An 18,564-nucleotide genomic window follows, 5' to 3' on the forward strand; every position below is an offset into this window, starting at 1 on the left:
CATGACCTTTTGCAGTCCCGGACCTTGTTCCCTGTCAATGCTGCTGGAAGCCGCGAATCAGTGCCTGCCGCCCGCCCCGAGCGTGCCGCGCGCCGCCTCGCGATATCGGTCAGCAACGGAACATGAAAAGGGAATGTCGCCATGCAGCGAAGCAAGTCGGTCACGAAACACGCATCCTCCTCCGCCATGGCGGGCAGCCAGACGGGCCGCCCGGTGCGCTTGAAACCGCTGGCGCTGGCCATCGCCATGCTGCTGCAGGCGAGCGGCGCGCAGGCGCAGCAGCCGTTCAGCGGCGCCTGGTTCGCGGGCAAGGGCGCCAACCAGGGCGCGGCCACCGCCACGGGACGCTTGCCGAATGGCCAGCCGGCCACCTCGCTGAACAATCCCCTGCTGCAGCAGCAAAAGGCCGAAGGCAAGCTGCAGCAATCGCTGAATAACCTGTTGCTGGCCGCGCGCGGCATCGCCGCCGAGCAGGCGGTGCAGGCGGCCGCGCGCCAGGCGGCGCTGGCGGCGGGCGGCGCGCCCGATGGCCTGGTCAAGGGCGGCTTGCAGGTCGACACGAACAGCCTGACGGCCGGCTGGCTCAATGCCCAGGGCCCCGTGCAGACCCAGGCCGACGGCAAGACCGTCGTGAAGGTCGTGCAGACGGATGACAAGGCGATACTGAACTGGGAAAGTTTTAACGTCGGCAAGAACACCAGCTTGCAATTCGACCAGAAATCAAACTGGTCCGTATTGAACCGCGTCAATGATCCGCTGGCGCGCCCCAGCCAGATCCAGGGCCAGATCAAGGCCGACGGCACGGTGATGATCGTCAACCGCAACGGCATCGTGTTTACGGGCAGCAGCCAGGTCGATACGCGCAACCTGGCGGCGGCCGCCATGGGCATGAGCGACAGCCAGTTCAAGAGCGGCCTGTACGGCAAGGCGCAGGGCACGGGCGCCGTGCCGACCTTCGCGAATGACTTGCTGCTGGGCCAGAATACCTCCACGCATGGCAAGGCCGAGGCGGACGTCGTCGTCGCCGCCGGCGCGCGCATCGACACGCGCAAGCCGCAGACGGTGACGGAAGGCGGTGGCTACGTGCTGCTGGCCGGCCGCAGCGTCGACAACGCGGGTGCCATCACCACGCCGAATGGCCAGACCACCCTGGCCGCCGGCGACGCCATCGTCGTGCGCCCGGGCCAGGGCACGGACAAGAACCAGTATTCGAGCACGCGCGGCAATGAAGTCGAGATGCTGCGCGCGGCGGACAGCAAGGCGGGCAGCGTTGTCAACAACGGGCTGATCCAGGCGGCCGGCGGCGACATCACGCTGAGCGGCAACACCCTGCGCCAGGACGGCGTGCTGCTGTCGAGCACCAGCGTCAATGGCCGCGGCAGCATCCACCTGGCGGCGGCAGGCGAGAATGCCGGCGTCACCCTGGCGCGCGGCAGCGTCAGCGCCATTGTCATCGACGACAACGGCGCCACGGCGCTCGACGTGCAGCGCGATACCTTGCTGAAGGACACGGGCAAGGGCACGGACACGCCGCAGGACCGGCGCGACCAGTCGCTGGTGCGCGTCGTCTCCGCTGGCAATGTCGAGTTCGAAGGCGACTCGCTGACCCTGGCCACGGGCGGCCAGGTGCTGGTCGACGCGGCCCGCCGCAGCCACGTGGCGCGCGACGCTGCCATCGACGTCTCGGGCGCCGTCGGCGTGAAGGTCGACATGAGCAGCAACAATGTGCTGATCAATGTGCAAGGCAACGAACAGCGCGACGCACCGGGCAGCCGCGACGCGAAATACCTGAACAACAGCGACGTGTGGGTCGACCGCCGCGACCTGGTGCTGGTGCCGGCCGGCACGAATGGCTACGCCACGGACCGCTGGTACACGGCCGGCGGCTTGCTGGAAGTGAGCGGCTACCTGAACACCAGCGGCCACGGCATCGGCGAGTGGGCGGCCCAGGGCGGCACCGTCGGCTTTGGCGGCGGCGAAGTGGTGACGCAGGCCGGTTCGCGCATCAACATCGCCGGCGGTTCGCTCGACGTGCAGACGGGCATGGTCAAGCAGACGTGGCTGAAGGGCGCCGACGGCGCCATGTACAAGCTGAGCACGGCCCCTGGCGACAATCTGTACACGGGCTTGTACCGCGGCTATGAAAGCACGCATGCGCGCTGGGGCGCGAACACGACGGAAACCCATGCAAATGCCCTGATCGGCCCGCGCGAGCGCCTGGAAAACGGCTATACGGTGGGCCGCGACGCGGGCCGCCTGATCGTGTCCACGGGCGCGGCCGTGCTGGAAGGCGATATCGATACGTCCGTGTTCCAGGGCGAGCGCCAGCAGCGCAAGCGCGATGACGGCATGGACAGCTACAAGCAGGCGCAGACGTCGGCGGCGCGCGCCGGTCAATTGATCGTCGGCAAAATGACGCCCGTCTTCGATACCAGGACGGGCCAGCTGCGCGACAGCCCGCAAGCCGTGCTGGAAAAGGTGCAAATCGGCAAGGTGGCGGGCATCGCCGATGGCCAGCTGCTGGGCGAAGCCTTGCCGGCCGCGCGCAGCAAGATCTTGCAGCTCGATGCCGACTGGCTCAACGGGCTGGAGCTGGGCGCGCTGAATCTCTACGCCTACGACAAGCTCGACGTCAATGCCGACGTGCGCGTGGCCGATGGCGGCGACGTCGCCCTGCACGCCACCGACGTGGCCCTGAAGGCGAACGTGAGCGCGCGCGGCGGCAGCATCGCCGCCGGCGACATCGTTTCGCGCTATCTGGCGGGTGCGGGCGACGTATGGGCTGAAGGCAAGCTGGTGCCGGACAACCGTCCCACGGGAACGGCCGGCGTGCGCGTGGCGCCCGGCGTGCGTCTCGATGCGCGCGGCCTGTGGAGCAACCTGGAGCTCGACCCGGGCGCCGTCGCCGGTTTGCCGTATGTGAATGGCGGCAAGGTCACCCTGAAAAGCTCGGGCGGCATCGACCTGACGGGCGGCAGCGTCATCGACGTCTCGTCCGGCGCCGCCCTGATGAGCAATGGCAGCCTGCAGGGCGGGCGCGGCGGCGACATCACCCTGGCGGTCGACCTGCCGACGGAAAAAGCGCCGACGGGCGCCATGCTCAAGCTCGACGGCGAATTGCGCGGCCACGGCGTGAAGGGCGGCGGACGCCTGGTGATCGACAGCGGCGCAGCCGTCAGCATCGGCGGTAAGCTGCTCGAAGGCGACGTGCTGGCGGCGGGGACCGGCGCTGCGCCAGGCCTGCGCCTGGCCGATGAATTCCTGATCGCCCAGGGCGAGAAGATCCCCTTCGATTTTGCGCTCAGCACCAGCCTGATCAAGCCGGGCCAGGTCTTGAGCAAACCCGTGACGGTGGATGTGTCGGTGCAGAAACCGCTGGTGCTGGGTGCCGACCTGCTGTTGCCGCCAGGCGCGCACGTCGTCATCGACAACAAGACGTATGTCTGGGCTGGCTCCACCGTTCCAGCTGGCAGCGTGCTGACGGTCATCAATGGCTTGAATCCCGGTTTCGTGGTGTCGGCGGAGGTCTTTCCGAACGGCTTGCCGATCCAGCCGGTGACGACGCAGTATGCGGCGGGCAGCATCGCCGCCGACGACTTGCGCGCGCCGCGCGGCCTGCTGCTGCCGGCCGGCACGGTGCTGGGGCGCGACGCGACCGTCAAGCCGCTGCTGGCGCTGGACGCCAGCCTGTTCCAGAGCGGTTTTGCCGACTATGCCGTCACGGGCCGCGATGGCGTGGTGGTCGTCAAGAATGCGCAGATCGATGTCACCATGCCCGTGCTGCGTTTCAATCCCGCCACGGGCCGTACGGTGGCGGGCGGCACCGATCCTGGCGCCGCGCTGGAAGTGTGGACGCCGCAGCTGTACCAGGAAGATGCGCGCAAGGCCAGTCTGACGCAGCGCGCTGGCGCGAATTTGTCGCTGACGGCCGGCAGCTCCTACGTGAAGGGCGCCCTGGCGGTGCAGGAAGGCGCCGTCGTCAAGGTCGATCCGGGCCGCCAGATCAGCCTGACGGGCAATGACCAGATCACCATCGATGGCAAGCTCGAAGCCTGGGGTGGCAAGATCGCCGTCCTGCCGGGCACGTTTGGCACGGGTAATGAGGTGGATGTGCCGAACGGCAAGGGACAAGCCACCTCGATCTGGATCGGCGACAAGGCCGTGCTCGACGTGGCCGGCCGCGCCACGGTCGCTACCGACATGCGCGGCGGGCGCTATGGCCGTGCCGACCAGGGCGGCAGCATCGAAATCGGCGCCCGCTACAAGGCTGACGCCGCCAGCATCGACGCGGCCGATGCCTTTGTCGTCGTGCGTCCGGGCGCGCTGCTCGACGCCAGCGGCGCGCACGCCACGCTGGACTTGCCGAACCAGGGTACCGTCGACGTGGCCGGCAACGGCGGTTTGATCTCGCTCAGTTCGTATAACGGCATCTTCGCCGACGGCACCCTGCGCGCGGCGGCCGGCGGCGCCGGGGCGGCCGGCGGCACCCTGGCGCTGGCGCTGGACACGCCCAATTATGGCAAGGTCAACCGCTACAACTTGCAAGGCGACAACGTGGACAACGCGGTGCGCGTGCCGCGCGAAATGCAGCTGGCGCAGGTGCAGGGCGAGAGCGCCTTGCCCGACGACTTGCGCGCCGGCCAGCAGGATGCGGCGCTGCGCTACGGCAGCGCGCGCCTGGGCGCCGACCGCGTGCAGGCCGGCGGTTTCGACAACCTGGCCCTGCACGTGAACGGCATGCTCAGCTTTGACGGCGACGTCAGCCTGTCGCTGGGCCAGAGCCTGCGCCTGAGCGCCAGTTCGCTGGGCCTGGCGCAGCAGCCTTTGCCCGATGGCGAGGAAAAGGCGGGCAGCCTCGCCAGCCAGGTGCACCTGGCGGCGCCGTACGTGCGCCTGGGCACGGCCGTGCGTACGCAGAAGGACGATTACATCGTGCCCAATGCCGTGAAGGGCTCGAAGAACCTGGGCAAGGGACGCGGCATGCTGGGCGTGCCGCTGGTGGCCGAGGATTCCCTGCTGCGCATCGATGCGGGCATGCTCGATATCGCGGGCGAGGTCAACATGGGTACGCGCGGCACCATCGCGCAGAGCAGCGGCGCCGACCTGGTGGTCGAGCGCGACGCCTTCGAGCAGCTGACCCTCAACAGCCGCGGCGACATGCGCCTGTCGAACAGCGCCGCCCTGTATCAGCCCGGCAATGCCAGCCTGGTGGCCGCGCAGATCTACCCGGCCACGGGCGACAGCGGCATGGTCACGGTGGGGCAGCAGAGCGGCATCGACGAGTATGGCAATATCCGCGTCACGCTCGATCCCCTGCGCACGCTCAATATCGGGCGCAGCGGCGACGGCGCCATGCCGAACCAGCCGTTCTCCGTGTTCGGCACCCTGAGCCTGGTTGCGCCCACCATCAACCAGCATGGCGTGCTGCGCGCGCCGCTGGGCCAGATCAACCTGGGCGCCGAAGGCTTTGAAGCCAATACGGGCCGCGTCAACCTGTTGCCTGGCAGCTTGACGTCCGTCAGCGCGAAAGGCTTGACGATGCCCTACGGCGGCACCCTCGATGGCCTCAGCTACCTGTATGACGGCAACGATGTCGTGTTCAAGGGCGTGGGCAATGGCCCCGAGATCGCCTTGACGGGCGCCGCCGTCGACGTGCAACAAGGCGCCGTGCTCGACCTGTCGGGCGGCGGCACCTTGACGGGCGCGGCCTTCCTGGCCGGACGCGGCGGCTCGACCGATGCGCGCCTCAATCCGCTGGTGCAGATGAAGCCGAACGGCGGTTTCACCCTGCCCGGCCTGAACACCAACCCCGTGTACGCCATCCTTCCCGGCGTGCAGCCGGACGTGGCGCCTTTGACGGCCGAGCAAGGCGCGGGCAAGCCCGCCGTGGGACGTCAGATCACCATAGCCGCAGGCGTGCCCGGCCTGGCGGCCGGCACCTACACCCTGCTGCCATCGAATTTCGCCCTGCTGCCTGGTGCCTTCCGCGTGGAACTGAATGGCCTGGCCGGCGCCGTCGAGGCGGGCGGCACGGTGGCCATGCGCAATGGCTCGTATGCGACGGCGGCGCAGACGGGCGTGGCCGGCACGGCGATCCGCGACGTGGTGGCGCGCCAGGCCATCCTCACGCCGGCCGACGTGCTGCGCACCTATTCCCAATACAACGAGACGGGCTATGCCGCCTTCGCCGTGGCGCAGGCCACGCGCGACGGCGTGCCGCGCGCCACGCTGGAGCGCGATGCCAAGGGCGTGCGCGTGCAGCTGATCGCCCCGTCCGTGCACAGCGTCAAGGACAACCATACGCCGTTGATGATGGATGGCAGCGCCCTGTATGCGCCGGCCGAAGGCGGCTTCGGCGGCTCCCTGCTGCTGGGCACGGGCAACCATGCGTCGACCCGCTATGAAGTGCTGGCCGACGGCACGGCGCCGCTGGCCGATTTCAATGGCGTCTCCGTGCATGCCTCGCAGATCAATGCCTTCGGCGCCCAGCGCGTGGGCATCGGCGGCTTGCCGCGCGTGAACTACAGCGATTTTGGCACGGGCAGCAACCAGCGCGCCAATATTGCCGCCATCAAGGAATCGGCGGGCGGCATCGTGCTGCGCGACGGCGCCGTGCTGAAGGCGGCCGAAGTGTTTCTGGTGACGGCGAGAAAAGACGACGGCATCATCCTGGAGCAGGGCTCCGGCATCAATACGCTGGGCCGCGGCAAGGCCGCCTGGGATTCCCGCGACGGCTATGTGTATGAGCCCATGGGCAGCGTGCTGGCCGTCTCGAACGGCTGGCTGGACATGCTGCCGGCTGCGCCGCCGTCGTCCGAATCGTATGGCCCCGGCATCATCGATATCGGCGCGTGTGCGAAGGCGGGCGGCGCCTGCGGCGGCAGCACCGCGCTGTATTCCGAGGGCACCATCGCCGCCGTGACGGAGCGCGCATTTACCCTGCGCGACAACGTGCGCTACGGCACGCGCAACCTGGTGCTGGCGATGGGGTCGATCAATGTCGGCAGCGAGGCGTCGCTGGCGGACGCCAGCGCCCGCGGCGTCTTGCCGGACGGCCTGGCGCTGAACCAGGGCGTGCTCGACCGCCTGCTGCGCGGCGATACCAGCACCGGCGCACCGGCGCTGGAAAACCTGGGTTTGACGGCGCGCAATTCCTTCAACTTCTATGATTCGTCGCAGCTGTCGACCATCGATGCGGCCACGGGCAAGTCGTCGCTGTCGCGCCTGGTGCTCAACACGCCCGCCATCTACGGCTATGGCGGCCCGGACGCGCTGGCGCGCATCCACACGGACACCCTCGTGTGGCAGGGCGCGACGAACGCGCCCGGCGCGGTGGTCGCCGCTGGCCCCGGCACGGGCAGCGGCCGCCTGCAGGTCGACGCCAAGCGCATCGAGTTCGGCTTCACGCCGGACAGCCGTCCCGACACCATCCACAAGCTGGACCGCCTGGTGCTGGGCTTCGGCCAGGTGGCGCTGAATGCCAGCGAACAGCTGACGGCCAACAACAAGGGCAGCCTGTCCGTCTACCAGTCGCAAAGCGCGTGGGATACGGCCACCAATGGCTACCGCTACAGCGGCGGCGATTTGCTGATCAACACGCCGCTGTTGACGGGCGCGGCCGGTTCCGTCAACCGCATCACGGCGGGCGGCGACCTCAAGGTGAGCGCGCCGGCCGGTGCCGCCGCCGCCACGCCGACGAATGCGGCGCTGGCCGGCGCCCTGGGCGCCGAAGTGGCGCTCAGCGGCAACAGCGTCAGCGTGGATACGGCGGTGGTCTTGCCGAGCGGAAAATTGACCCTGTCGGCCGAGCGCGACGTATTGCTGGGCGACAAGGCCAAGCTGGACCTGGCGGGCCGCAAGATCGATTTCTATGACACCAGCAAGTACAGCTGGGGCGGCGACGTGATCCTCGACAGCCGCGAGGGCGACGTGCGCCAGGCGGCCGCTTCCGTGATCGATGTGTCGGCCGTGCACAACCGCGCCGGCAAGCTCAGCGCGACTGCCACCGGCGCCGGCGCCGGCAGCGTCGATTTGCGCGGCAGCCTGCTGGGCGGCGCCAGCGGCAGCTATGACGCGGGCGGCACTCAGGTAGCCTACGCGGCGGGCGGCGTGGACATCCGCGCTCAGCATGTCGGCGATTTCGCCGGCCTGAACCAGCGCCTGACCACGGGCAAGGTATTCGGCAGCCGCAGCTTCCAGCTCAAGCAGGGCAATCTGGCCATCGGTGACGAGCTCAAGGCGCGCGAAGTGAGCGTCTCCGTCGACGGCGGCAGCCTGACGGTGAACGGCCGCATCGACGCCAGCGGCGAACAGGTGGGCAGCATCCGCCTGGCCGGCCGCGACGGCGTCACCATCCAATCGGGCGCCGTGCTCGATGCGCACGGCACGCTGCTGCGCACGGACAGCTATGGCCAGGTGATCGAGGCGCCGAACCGCGCCGTGATCGAACTGGCATCGCCGGGCGGCCGCCTGACCCTGGAAAACGGCGCGCGTTTCGACCTGCGCAGCGGAGACAAGGGCGGCAACTACGGCAGCATCGACCTGAATGCGCGCCGCCTCGGCGGCGCCACGGGCGACGACATCGACGTCGACGCGGCCGGCGCGCTGAACATCGCCGGCGCGCGCACGATCAACGTCAATGCCTTCTGGCAATACAAGGATGCGCCGGCGGGCACGGGCAAGGATGCGGACGGCCGCAGCTACCAGGGCATCAACCAGGCTTACCTGGACGAAAAACACGGGGACAGCCAGGCCTTCATGGCCAATGCGCTGGCCAACGGCAATTTGATGAACACTAAATTGCGCGGCTTGCGCGGCGACGCCAACGCCTTCCACCTGCGTCCCGGCGTCGAGATCGTCAGCGCCACGCCGGGCGGCGACCTGCATATCGATGGCGACATCGACCTGTCCGGCCACCGCTACGACGGCGTCAATCCGCTGGCGCGCCTGAGCGGCGTGTACGGCTCGGGCGAGGCCGGTGCGCTGGTGCTGCGCGCCGGCGGCAAGCTCAGCGTCTTTGGCAGCATCACGGATGGTTTCGATACCAGCGTCCTGCCCGTCACGATCGATGACAAGGGCTGGCAGCTGGTGAAAGGCCGGCTGCCGTGGGGCGGCGAGGTCGTCGTGCCGCAGGCGGGCCTGGTGACCCTGGCCGAGGACACGTATTTCAAATCGGGCACGAGCGTCAATTTCGCCGTGCCGATGAAAGCCATGGAGTTGCGCAGCGGCACCTTGCTGGCGGCGCGCGCCACCTTGACGGCGGAGTTGAACTTGCCTGCAGGCAGCGTGCTGGGCGGCGCCGTGCGCAATGCCGACGGCAGTGTGCTGTACGCGGCCGGCACCGTCTTGCCCAAGGCGTTGACCTTATCGAGCGGCATGCAGCTCGACGCCGGCCTGCGCCTGCCCGGCGCGGCCAAGGTGGAGGCCATGGTGTGGCCGGCGAACGTGGCCCTGCCTTTCCCGGAAGGCCGGCCGTGGGACGTGGCCGATGGCACGAATGCCGTCAATGGCGTGGTGCTGGCCTCGGCGCTGGCGCTGGACAAGGGCAGCGTGCTGCCCGCCGGCACCGTGGTCAGGCTGCCGGGCGACGTCACTATGGTGTCGCTGCGCAGCGCGGATGGCAGCGGCAGCCAGGGCCGCAACCTGGCGCTGGCGCCCATGCTGGCCCAGGGTTCGCAAGCGTGGTCGCTGCGCCTGGTGGGCGGCGCCGATACGGCGGCGGCCGACACGCGCGCGCTGAAACCGCATGCGCAGGACGCCCATCTGATGCTGGCCGATGCGCATTACGGCATGGGCACTGTCCGCGAGTTGGTTCCAGGCACTGGCTTGCCCGCAAAGTATGAATGGGGCGAAGATGCCGGCCTGTTTGGCGAGATACCGGGCACGCCGATCGACCTGACTTTCTTTCCCGACGAAGAAGCGCTGCTTGGCTTCAATGAATATGGCGCAATCGTCGTCAAGATTCAGGATGGCACGGAGCCTGAATACGTGCACGTGACTGCGCCGGCGCGCCAGCCCCTGTTCAGCGTGCTGCGCACGGGCACGGGCGACCTCGATTTGCTCGCCGCGGGCGACTTCGACATGCGTTCGCTGTATGGCGTCTACACGGCGGGCACGCAGTCGGCCTCGCCGCTGGTCGATGGCAAGGATCTGTTCAACCTGCCGCGCGGCCTGAACGCCAAGGGCCAGCTGCTCGGTGCGCTGGGCACGGACTTTACGCCGTTTGTCGATGGCGGCAGCCGGAGCCTGTACCGCGCCTGGTATCCCGAGCATGGCGGCAATCTGCTGCTGCGCGCCCAGGGCGACGTCAAGGGCGATACGCTGGGCACCTCTACGCAACGCCGCGAGGATGCCATCGGCTGGCTGCGCGCGCAGCAGGACACCAGCGACATCGGCACCTGGCTGTGGCGCCAGGGCAGCGGCAGCACGGGAGGCGGCGTGCCGACGGCATGGTGGATCAATTTCGGCACCTATGTCGCGCGTCCCGAAGGCGTCGACCTGTTCTCGGGCTTGCCGGGGCTGTCGGGCTTCACGGGCATCGGCACCCTGGGCGGCGGCAATCTGCTGCTGCAGGCGGGCGGCGACGCCGGCATGCTGGCCTCGCGCGCCGATCCGGGCGGCGAGTTCGCGCCGCGCAGCCAGGGCCTGAACGTGGCCGTGGGCAGCACGGGCAGGGTGACGCCGGACGGCAAGCTGCTGCTGACGGGCGGCGGCGATCTCGATATCCGCATCGGCGGCGGGCTGAACCCCGTGGCCGAGGTGCGCAGCTTCGACAGCAATAGCGACCGTCCTAACCCGAATACGCGTTTCGAACGCCAGATCCCTGGCCTGAACAGCACGCTCACCAACCTGCGCGGCGCGCTGCGCCTGGAGGCGGGCGCCGTGGGCGGCATCGAATTGCGCTTCGACCGCGCCGATCCGACGGAATCGCGGCCGTACGAAACCTACACGGCGGGCACGGCGATCGCCAGCGGCGGGCCCATCCTGGTGCCGGGCGACAGCGGCGTGCGCATTGATGCGCGCGGCGACGTGGTGCTGGGCGGCGTGGCCGATGCGGGCCGCGTGAAGCAACTGGGCTATGGTTCGCCGTTCAGCTACCTGGGCGTGGAGCGCACGGGCGAAGGCTGGAGCTGGTTCTCGCTGTGGACGCCGGCCACGGCCATCGACCTGTTCAGCGCGGGCGGCAACCTGACGCCCACCTCGTCCTGGATCAATGCGATGGCCGGCGACAACCATGCGCCGACGGACGGGCGCTTCGTCATGCCGTCCGTGCTGCGCGCCGTGGCCGCCAGCGGCAGCTTGTACTACGGCAATGCCAGCCTGGGCAGGCTGGGTGATGGCGGCAAGGTGGACATGCCGCAAAACGGCGTGATCCTGGCACCCTCGCCGGTGGCGCCGCAATTTGTCAGGACGGGCGCGGGCCAGCTGGAAATGCTGGCCGCCGACTCCATCCATGCGGCTGGTTATCCGATCACGCCATCGGGCGCCGACCCGCGCATGCTGCCGAATCCGTTCAATCCGGGCTTCGTCGGCGCCCTGGACAAGGTCTGGTTCGGCCTGCTGCCGCTGCATAACGTCAGCGCCGATGCGCTGGCGCCCGGGGCATTGAAATGGTTTGGTACGACGTCGAATGGCGCCAGCGATGCCAATCAGCAAGTGTATCCGCTGTTCAGCATGACCCCGCCGACCGTCTCCGACTATGTGCCGGCTGGCCAGTTGCCCGCGCACTTCTATGCCAACAGCGGCGACATCGTCGGCCTGCGCACGGGCGGCATCGTGTACCGGGCGAAGCTGAAGGGCGAAACGGGCCCGCTGGGCCTCTGGTATGAAGGCAGCGGCGCCGTGGCCGTGCGTGCCGGGCGCGACATCGTCAATTCCGGCACGCCGCTGGGAACGGTCGAGTTCGTGCCGGAGGGCGCGGCGGGATGGACCGGCCAGCCCTTCGCCAACAGTCCCGAGCTGCCGGAAAAACCGGTCGTCTTCGGCGGCTCGTCGGCGCGCGGCAACCTGTTCGTGCACCGCCATGCCGACGACGTTTCCGTCGTCAGCGCCGGGCGCGATATCCGCTACAGCACCTTCTATGTGGCGGGGCCGGGCCAGCTCAATGTCAGCGCCGGGCGCGACCTGTACATGGCCGACAAGGCGGGATTGCGCAGCCTCGGCTCCATCGTCAATGTCGGCCAGGACAAGCGCGGCGATGGCGCCGGCATCAGCGTGGCCGCCGGCGTGGGCCGCAACGGTCCCGACTATGCGGCCTTCGCGGCGCGCTACCTGGACCCGGCCAAGCTGGCCGACCCAGGCAAGCCGCTGGCCGACCAGGCCGGCAGCGCCGTGTATGTCTATGGCGGCAAGCTGACCCTGGCCGACTGGCTGCGCGGCCAGTTCGCCTACAGCGGCGACGAGGCGGGCGCTGCCGCCTTCCTCGGCACGAAGCAGGCCGAACTGGAAAAGGCCGGCCAGCAAACGGGCGCCGTGCGGCGCGACCTGGCGCGCGAATACGCGCAGGTCAGCCAGCTGCACCTGGTGAACTGGCTGACGACGCGCTTTGGCGGCGACAGCGGCCTGGGCATCCGCTACGACCCGGCCACCGATGCGCGCAGCTTCTTTGCCGCCTTGCCGAAGGAACAGCAGCAGGTGTACCTGAGCAACGTCTATTTTGCCGAGCTGAAGGCGGCCGGACGCGAGTACAACGATGCGGACGGCGTGCGCCGCGGCAGCTATCTGCGCGGCCGCGAAGCCATCGCCACCCTCTTCCCGGCGCAGGACAAGGCGGGCAAGAAGATCGAGTACCAGGGCGACCTGACCATGTTCAGCAGCGCGCTGTACACCGTCAGCGGATACGGCGGCGTGTACACCAAGCGGCCCGTCGCGGGCGTGCGCTACCTGAGTCCGCAGGAATGGGCCGAGGCGGGCCGTCCCGACTACAACGTGCCTTACGTGACCGTCAACGATGCCGGCATCCACACGGATTTCGGCGGCGACATCGGCATCACCGTGCCGGGCGGCCGCGCGCTGATCGGCGTCGACGGCGGCTATGCGCCGGGCGCAGGTTCGGGCGTGCTGACGCAGGGACAGGGCGACATCCAGATGTATGCGAAAGACAGCATCCTGCTGGGCCAGAGCCGCATCTTTACTACGTTCGGCGGCAACATCCTGGCCTGGTCGGCCACGGGCGACATCAACGCGGGCCGCGGCACCAAGTCCACCGTCGTCTACACGCCGCAGCGCCGCGCCTACGACAGCATCGGCCTCGTCAGCCTGTCGCCGAGCACGCCGACGACGGGCGCCGGCATCGCCACCCTGAATCCGATCCCGGAGGTGCCGCCCGGCGACATCGACCTGATCGCCCCGCTGGGCACCATCGACGCGGGCGAGGCGGGCATCCGCGTCTCGGGCAACGTCAACCTGGCCGCCTTGCAGGTGGTGAATGCGGAAAACATCCAGGTGCAGGGCAAGGCGACGGGTATCCCGACCATCGCTTCGGTGAACGTGGGAGCACTCAGCAATGCCAGCGCGGCCGCCTCGCAAGCCGTGACGGCGGCGCAGGACGTGCTGCAGCGCGAACGGGCCGCCACGCGCCAGGCGCAGCCATCGTTGTTCACGGTGAAAGTATTGGGCTTCGGCAACGAGCAGGCGGACGAGGGCGGCGCCGGCAAGCACCAGGGCGGCGAGCCGCAGGCGTCCAGCTACCAGCCGGCCGGCGTGGTGCAGGTGCTGGGCGCGGGACCGTTGACGGCGCCGCAGCTGCAGGCGCTCACGCCGAACGAGCGGCGCGGACTGCAACCGTGAGTTTTATGAACATTTGATGACATTCGGCAGTCGCCGCGCGCGGCGGCTGTCTAGGCATCAGTAGATCAGTATTGGCAACAAAAAAACGCCGGCCCAGCGCCGCAACACAGGGCAACCGTTTGATTTTAAGGTGAATGGAAGATGCGTGAGATGACAAAACAGGGCAAGGGGGCAGCACCCGCGGCACCCGCGACCGCCTTGACGATGCTGTGCCTGGCCATGCTGGCGCTGCCCGGCATGGCCCGCGCCCAGGACGCCGTCGCGGCAGCCGCCCCCGTGGCCGCGCCCGAACGGCAGGTGACGATCGAGGAATACCTGGTGCGCGGCAATACCGTGCTCGACGCCCGCGCCATCGAAGCGGCGGTCACGCCCTTCCTGGGGCCGGGCCGCACCCTGAAGGACGTGGAGGGGGCGCGCGACGCCCTCGTTGCGGCATATCAAGCCCGGGGCTACCAGTCCGTCTACGTGGACTTGCCGGAGCAGCAGGTGGAGCAGGGCGTGGTGGTGCTGCAGGTGAGCGAAACCAAGGTGGGCCGCTTGCGCGTGGTCGGCGCGCAGTACAACTCGCCGCTCGACGTGCGCCAGCAAGTGCCGGCCCTGACGGAAGGCAAGGTGCCCGACTTTACGCAGGCGCAAGTGGAATTGACGGCCCTGAACCGTGGTCCCAAGCGTCAGGTGATGCCGCTGGTCAAGCAGGGCAGCCTGCCCGGCACCATGGACGTCGACCTGAAAGTGGACGACAGCAGCCCGTGGCGCGCCAGCGTGGGCTTGAACAACGATTACAGCGCCGATACGAAGAAATTGCGTACCAGCATGTCGGTCGGCCACGACAATCTGTGGCAGATGGGGCATAGCGCCACCATCAGCTTTTTCGGCACGCCGGGCGACCTGAACCAGACCAAGGTGTGGTCCGCATCGTACGTGGCGCCGATCGGCACGCAGGGCTGGAGCGTGGAAGCGACGGGCTACCAGTCGAACAGCAACGTGGCCAGCACGGGCGGCACCAGCGTGCTGGGCAAGGGCCATGCGCTGGGCATGAAGCTCAACTACACGGTGCCCAACAGCGGTATCTGGTGGCACAGTTTTTCTGCCGGCATCGATTTCAAGGACAACCAGGAAGCGCTCAAGCTCAATGGCACGGGCAGCAATATTCCGCTCAAGTACGTGCCTCTGAGCGTGTCGTATAACGGCTTCGTGCAGACGGACGCGGCGACCTACGGCCTGGGCTTGTCGCTGGTGGCCGGCACGCGCGCTTCGTTTGGTTACGGCAGCGACAGCGCCGCCTACGACAACAAGCGCTACAAGGCCTCGCCCAGCTTCCTCGTGCTGAAGGGCGACGCCAACGCCACCACCACCCTGGGCAGCGGCGCGCAGTTGCATGGGCGCATCTCGGGCCAGCTGGCCGATGCGGCGCTGGTGTCGGGCGAACAGATGGCCGCCGGCGGCGCCAATTCCGTGCGCGGCTACCTGTCGGCCGAAGCGACGGGCGACTACGGCGTGTCCGGCACCGTCGAATGGCGCACGCCCCAGCTGACGTATTTCAGCCGTCTGGAAAACTGGCGTTTATTCGCCTTTGCCGATGGCGCGCGCCTGCGCCTGCGCGATCCGATGATCGAGCAGAAAGACCTGTTCGGCCTGGCCTCCGTGGGCGTGGGCAGCAGCTTCCAGTTCCTGCGCTACCTGAATGGCCGCATCGATTTTTCGTATCCGTTGCGCGATGGCCCGCGCACGCACAAACACGTGCGCCGCATCAATTTCAACCTGTCGGCCAGCTACTGACGGGCCAGCTCAACAGCACTGCACTTTTTTAGACTTTTCTTCGGAGAATCACTGTCATGCAACGTTTTCTTTTTCTGCTCACGATCCTGGGCACGCTCGTTCCCGGCCTGGCGCATGCCTGGTGGCAGCCCGACTGGGCTTACCGCAAACCCGTCACCGTCGACGCGGGCCCGAAGGCGGGCGCCGTGGGCGGCGATCCCGGCCGCATCCCCGTGCTGCTGCGCTTGCATTCGGGTAACTTCAACTTCGAAGGCGTCAGCGACAACGGCGCCGACCTGCGCTTCGTGGCGGGCGACGATAAAACCGTGCTGAATCACCAGATCGAGCAATTCAACCCGCTGCTGGGCATCGCCCTGATCTGGGTCGACGTGCCGGCCCTGACGGCCGGTACGCCGCAGCAGCTGTGGATGTACTACGGCAATCCGAAGGCGCCCGCCTCCGGCAATGGCCAGCGTACGTTTGACCCCGACTACAGCCTGGTGTACCACTTCAGCGAGCCTGGCGTGCCTTCGCGCGACAGCACCGCCTACGGCAACCATGCCCAGACGGCCGTGCCGGCGCTCGACGGTTCCGTCATCGGCGCCGGCGCCCGCCTGGGCACGACGCCGTTGATGCTGCCCGCCTCGCCATCGCTGGCGCTGGCCGCCGGCGCGCCGTTCACCTTTTCCGCCTGGGTGCGTCCGGACAGCCTGGGCGCCCAGCAAGTGCTGTATGCGCGCCGCGACGGCGCCAATGAATTGCTGATCGGCGTGGACCAGGGCGTGCCTTTCGTGCAGGTCAACGGCCAGCGCAGCAAGCCTGGCCAGCCTATCCAGGCCGCGCAATGGTCGCACCTGGCCGTCAAGGCCGATAAAGCCAACGTGGCCCTGTATGTGGGCGGCCGTCCGGCCGTCTCGCTGGCCACCGCCCTGCCAGCCTTTACGACGGCCGCTTCGGTGGGCGCCGACGTCAACACCACGGCCGGCCTGGCCAACTTCACGGGCGCCATCGACGAGCTGCGCCTGTCGCGCACGGCCCGTCCCGACGCCCTGCTGCTGGCCGATGCCGTCTCGCAAGGTTCCGAATCGCGCCTGGCCGTGTTTGGCGCCGATGAACAGCAGGCCGGCAAAAGCCATTTCGGCTTCATCATCGCCGCCATGCCGCTCGACGCCTGGATCGTCGTCGGCGTGCTGGGCCTGATGATGGTCTTGTCGTGGATCATCATGATCGGCAAGGGCCGCAGCTATGGCGCCATCTCGCGCGCCAATGCCCAGTTCATGCAATCGTTCCACGAAGCGGCCGGCGCGCCGCTCGACCACCTGGCGCGCAACGGCAAGCTGAGCGCTTCCGTGAAGACGGATTCCTCGCTGTGGCGCCTGTATGACGTGGCCATCGACGAGATGCGCCGCCGCCACGACCGCGGCTACGACCTGAACGCCGTCTCGAACGCGACCATCGGCGCCATCCGCGCCGCCATGGATGGCGTGATGGTGCGCGAAAGCGAGCGCATGTCGAAACGCATGATCTGGCTGTCGACCACCATCGAAGGCGCGCCGTACGTCGGCCTGTTCGGCACCGTGATCGGCATCATGCTGGTGTTCGTCGTGGCCGCCATGGCGGGCGCGGTGGACATCAACTCGGTGGCGCCGGGCATGGCCGCCGCGCTGCTGTGTACGGCCGCCGGCCTGGGCGTGGCGATTCCCGCGCTGTTCGGCTACAACTGGCTGTCCTCGCGTTCGGACGCCATCGTCGCCGATATGGCCGTCTTCGTCGATGAATTCGCCACGCGCCTGGCGGAAGAGCAGGGCGACGGACGCCAGATGCGTCCCGTGCTGCAGCAGGCGTGAGGGGCGCATAACCATGGCCACCTCCGCCAAGTTTACCCCCGCAAGCGTAGCGGCGGCATCAACATCACGCCCTTCGTCGACGTGCTGCTGGTGGTGCTGGTGATTTTTATTCTGACCAGCAACGCCAGCATTCCCGGCATCAAGGTCGACCTGCCCAAGGCCAGTTCGGCCATGGCGCTGGAAAAGCCGAAGACCAAGGCCATCACCATCGACAACGCGGGCCAGGTCTTCCTCGACGCCTATCCCGTCACCCTGCCGGAACTGGAAGAGCGGCTGCGCACGGAAAAGGCGCTGACGCCCGACTTCCCCGTGATCGTGCGCGGCGACGCCGCCGTGCAATACGCGAAAGTGGTCGAAGTGCTGGACCTGTTGCGCCGCATCGACCTGAACCAGGTGGGCCTGGTGACCGGCAAGCCGGCATGAGGAGCGCAAGGTGAAGCGTGACGACATGATGAAGACGGCCGCCTCGGAACCGTCGGGCGCGGCGCAGTGGTGGCGCCGCTGGGGCGGCGTGGCCGGCGGCGCGCTGCTGGCCGCTGGTCTGGCCGCGCTGGTCTGGTATTTGCTGTCGGACACGGCGGCCACCAAGCGCGAAGTGGCGGCCCCGCCGATGCTAATGCTGCCCCCGCCACCGCCGCCGCCGGAACCGGAAAAACTGCCGGAACCGACGCCGGACAAGGTGGTGCCGGAAGTGTCCGAGCCGGAACCGACGCCGGCCGACAAGCCCATGGATGACGCGCCGGAAAGCCCGTCGCCGGACAAGGGCGACCCCGTCACCATCGACGGCGCGGCGCAGGCCGGCAGCGACGCCTTCGGCATCCAGGCCGGGCGCGGCGGCGGCATGACGGGCGGCGGCGGTGGCGGCGGCCTCGGCGCGGGATCGTATGGCCGCTATGTGGCCAATGCGCTGCAGCTGGCCTTCGCCCGCGATCCGCGCACGCGCCAGCTGGCATTCAGCGATATCCGCGTCGACCTGTGGCTCGATGCGGAAGGCAGGACGACGAAAGTGCAGCTGGTGCAAGGCACGGGCAATGCGCAGACGGATGAGCAGGTGCTGGCCATGGTGCGCGATTTCCGCGCCGATGAGCGGCCGCCGGCGTCCCTGCGTTTCCCGGCCCGCGTTTCCATTAAAGGCCGCCGGCCATAGCGCATGAATTTAATTCCTCATTTA

5 protein-coding genes are annotated in these 18,564 nt (G+C 68.4%); all 5 read left to right on the forward strand.

Translation table 11 applies throughout. The features are described from left to right. The first annotated feature begins 141 nt into the window (after positions 1–141). The 5 genes from ACRHIG_RS03735 (at position 142) to ACRHIG_RS03755 (ending at position 18,540) form a co-directional block, all read left to right on the forward strand. The gene (locus ACRHIG_RS03735; protein WP_489629403.1) at positions 142–13,788 is read left to right on the forward strand and encodes a filamentous hemagglutinin family protein; all 13,647 of its coding nucleotides are present in this window, start codon (positions 142–144) and stop codon (positions 13,786–13,788) included. Positions 13,789–13,929: 141 nt separating this feature from the next. Further along, positions 13,930–15,567 (forward strand): ShlB/FhaC/HecB family hemolysin secretion/activation protein, encoded by a 1,638-nt coding sequence (locus ACRHIG_RS03740; protein WP_489629404.1) that lies wholly within the window; start codon positions 13,930–13,932, stop codon positions 15,565–15,567. Between the two features lie 56 nt (positions 15,568–15,623). After that, entirely contained in the window at positions 15,624–17,393 is a 1,770-nt protein-coding gene (locus tag ACRHIG_RS03745; RefSeq protein WP_489629405.1) for a DUF2341 domain-containing protein, read from the forward strand. 81 nt (positions 17,394–17,474) lie between these two features. After that, positions 17,475–17,816: an ExbD/TolR family protein gene (locus ACRHIG_RS03750; RefSeq protein WP_489629406.1), complete on the forward strand. Its 342-nt coding sequence runs from the start codon at positions 17,475–17,477 to the stop codon at positions 17,814–17,816. A gap of 10 nt (positions 17,817–17,826) precedes the next feature. Beyond that, a complete protein-coding gene (locus ACRHIG_RS03755) occupies positions 17,827–18,540 on the forward strand; it encodes an energy transducer TonB family protein (protein WP_489629407.1) in 714 nt (237 codons plus the stop codon). The last annotated feature ends 24 nt before the right edge of the window (positions 18,541–18,564 follow it).

The organism is Janthinobacterium sp. C22, assembly GCF_057919405.1.

Bases quoted from the DNA above. Each gene is read 5' to 3' on its own strand.
- ACRHIG_RS03735 (WP_489629403.1), top strand. From the start codon at position 142: ATGCAGCGAAGCAAGTCGGTCACGAAACACGCATCCTCCTCCGCCATG.
- ACRHIG_RS03745 (WP_489629405.1), top strand. From the start codon at position 15,624: ATGCAACGTTTTCTTTTTCTGCTCACGATCCTGGGCACGCTCGTTCCC.
- ACRHIG_RS03740 (WP_489629404.1), top strand. From the start codon at position 13,930: ATGCGTGAGATGACAAAACAGGGCAAGGGGGCAGCACCCGCGGCACCC.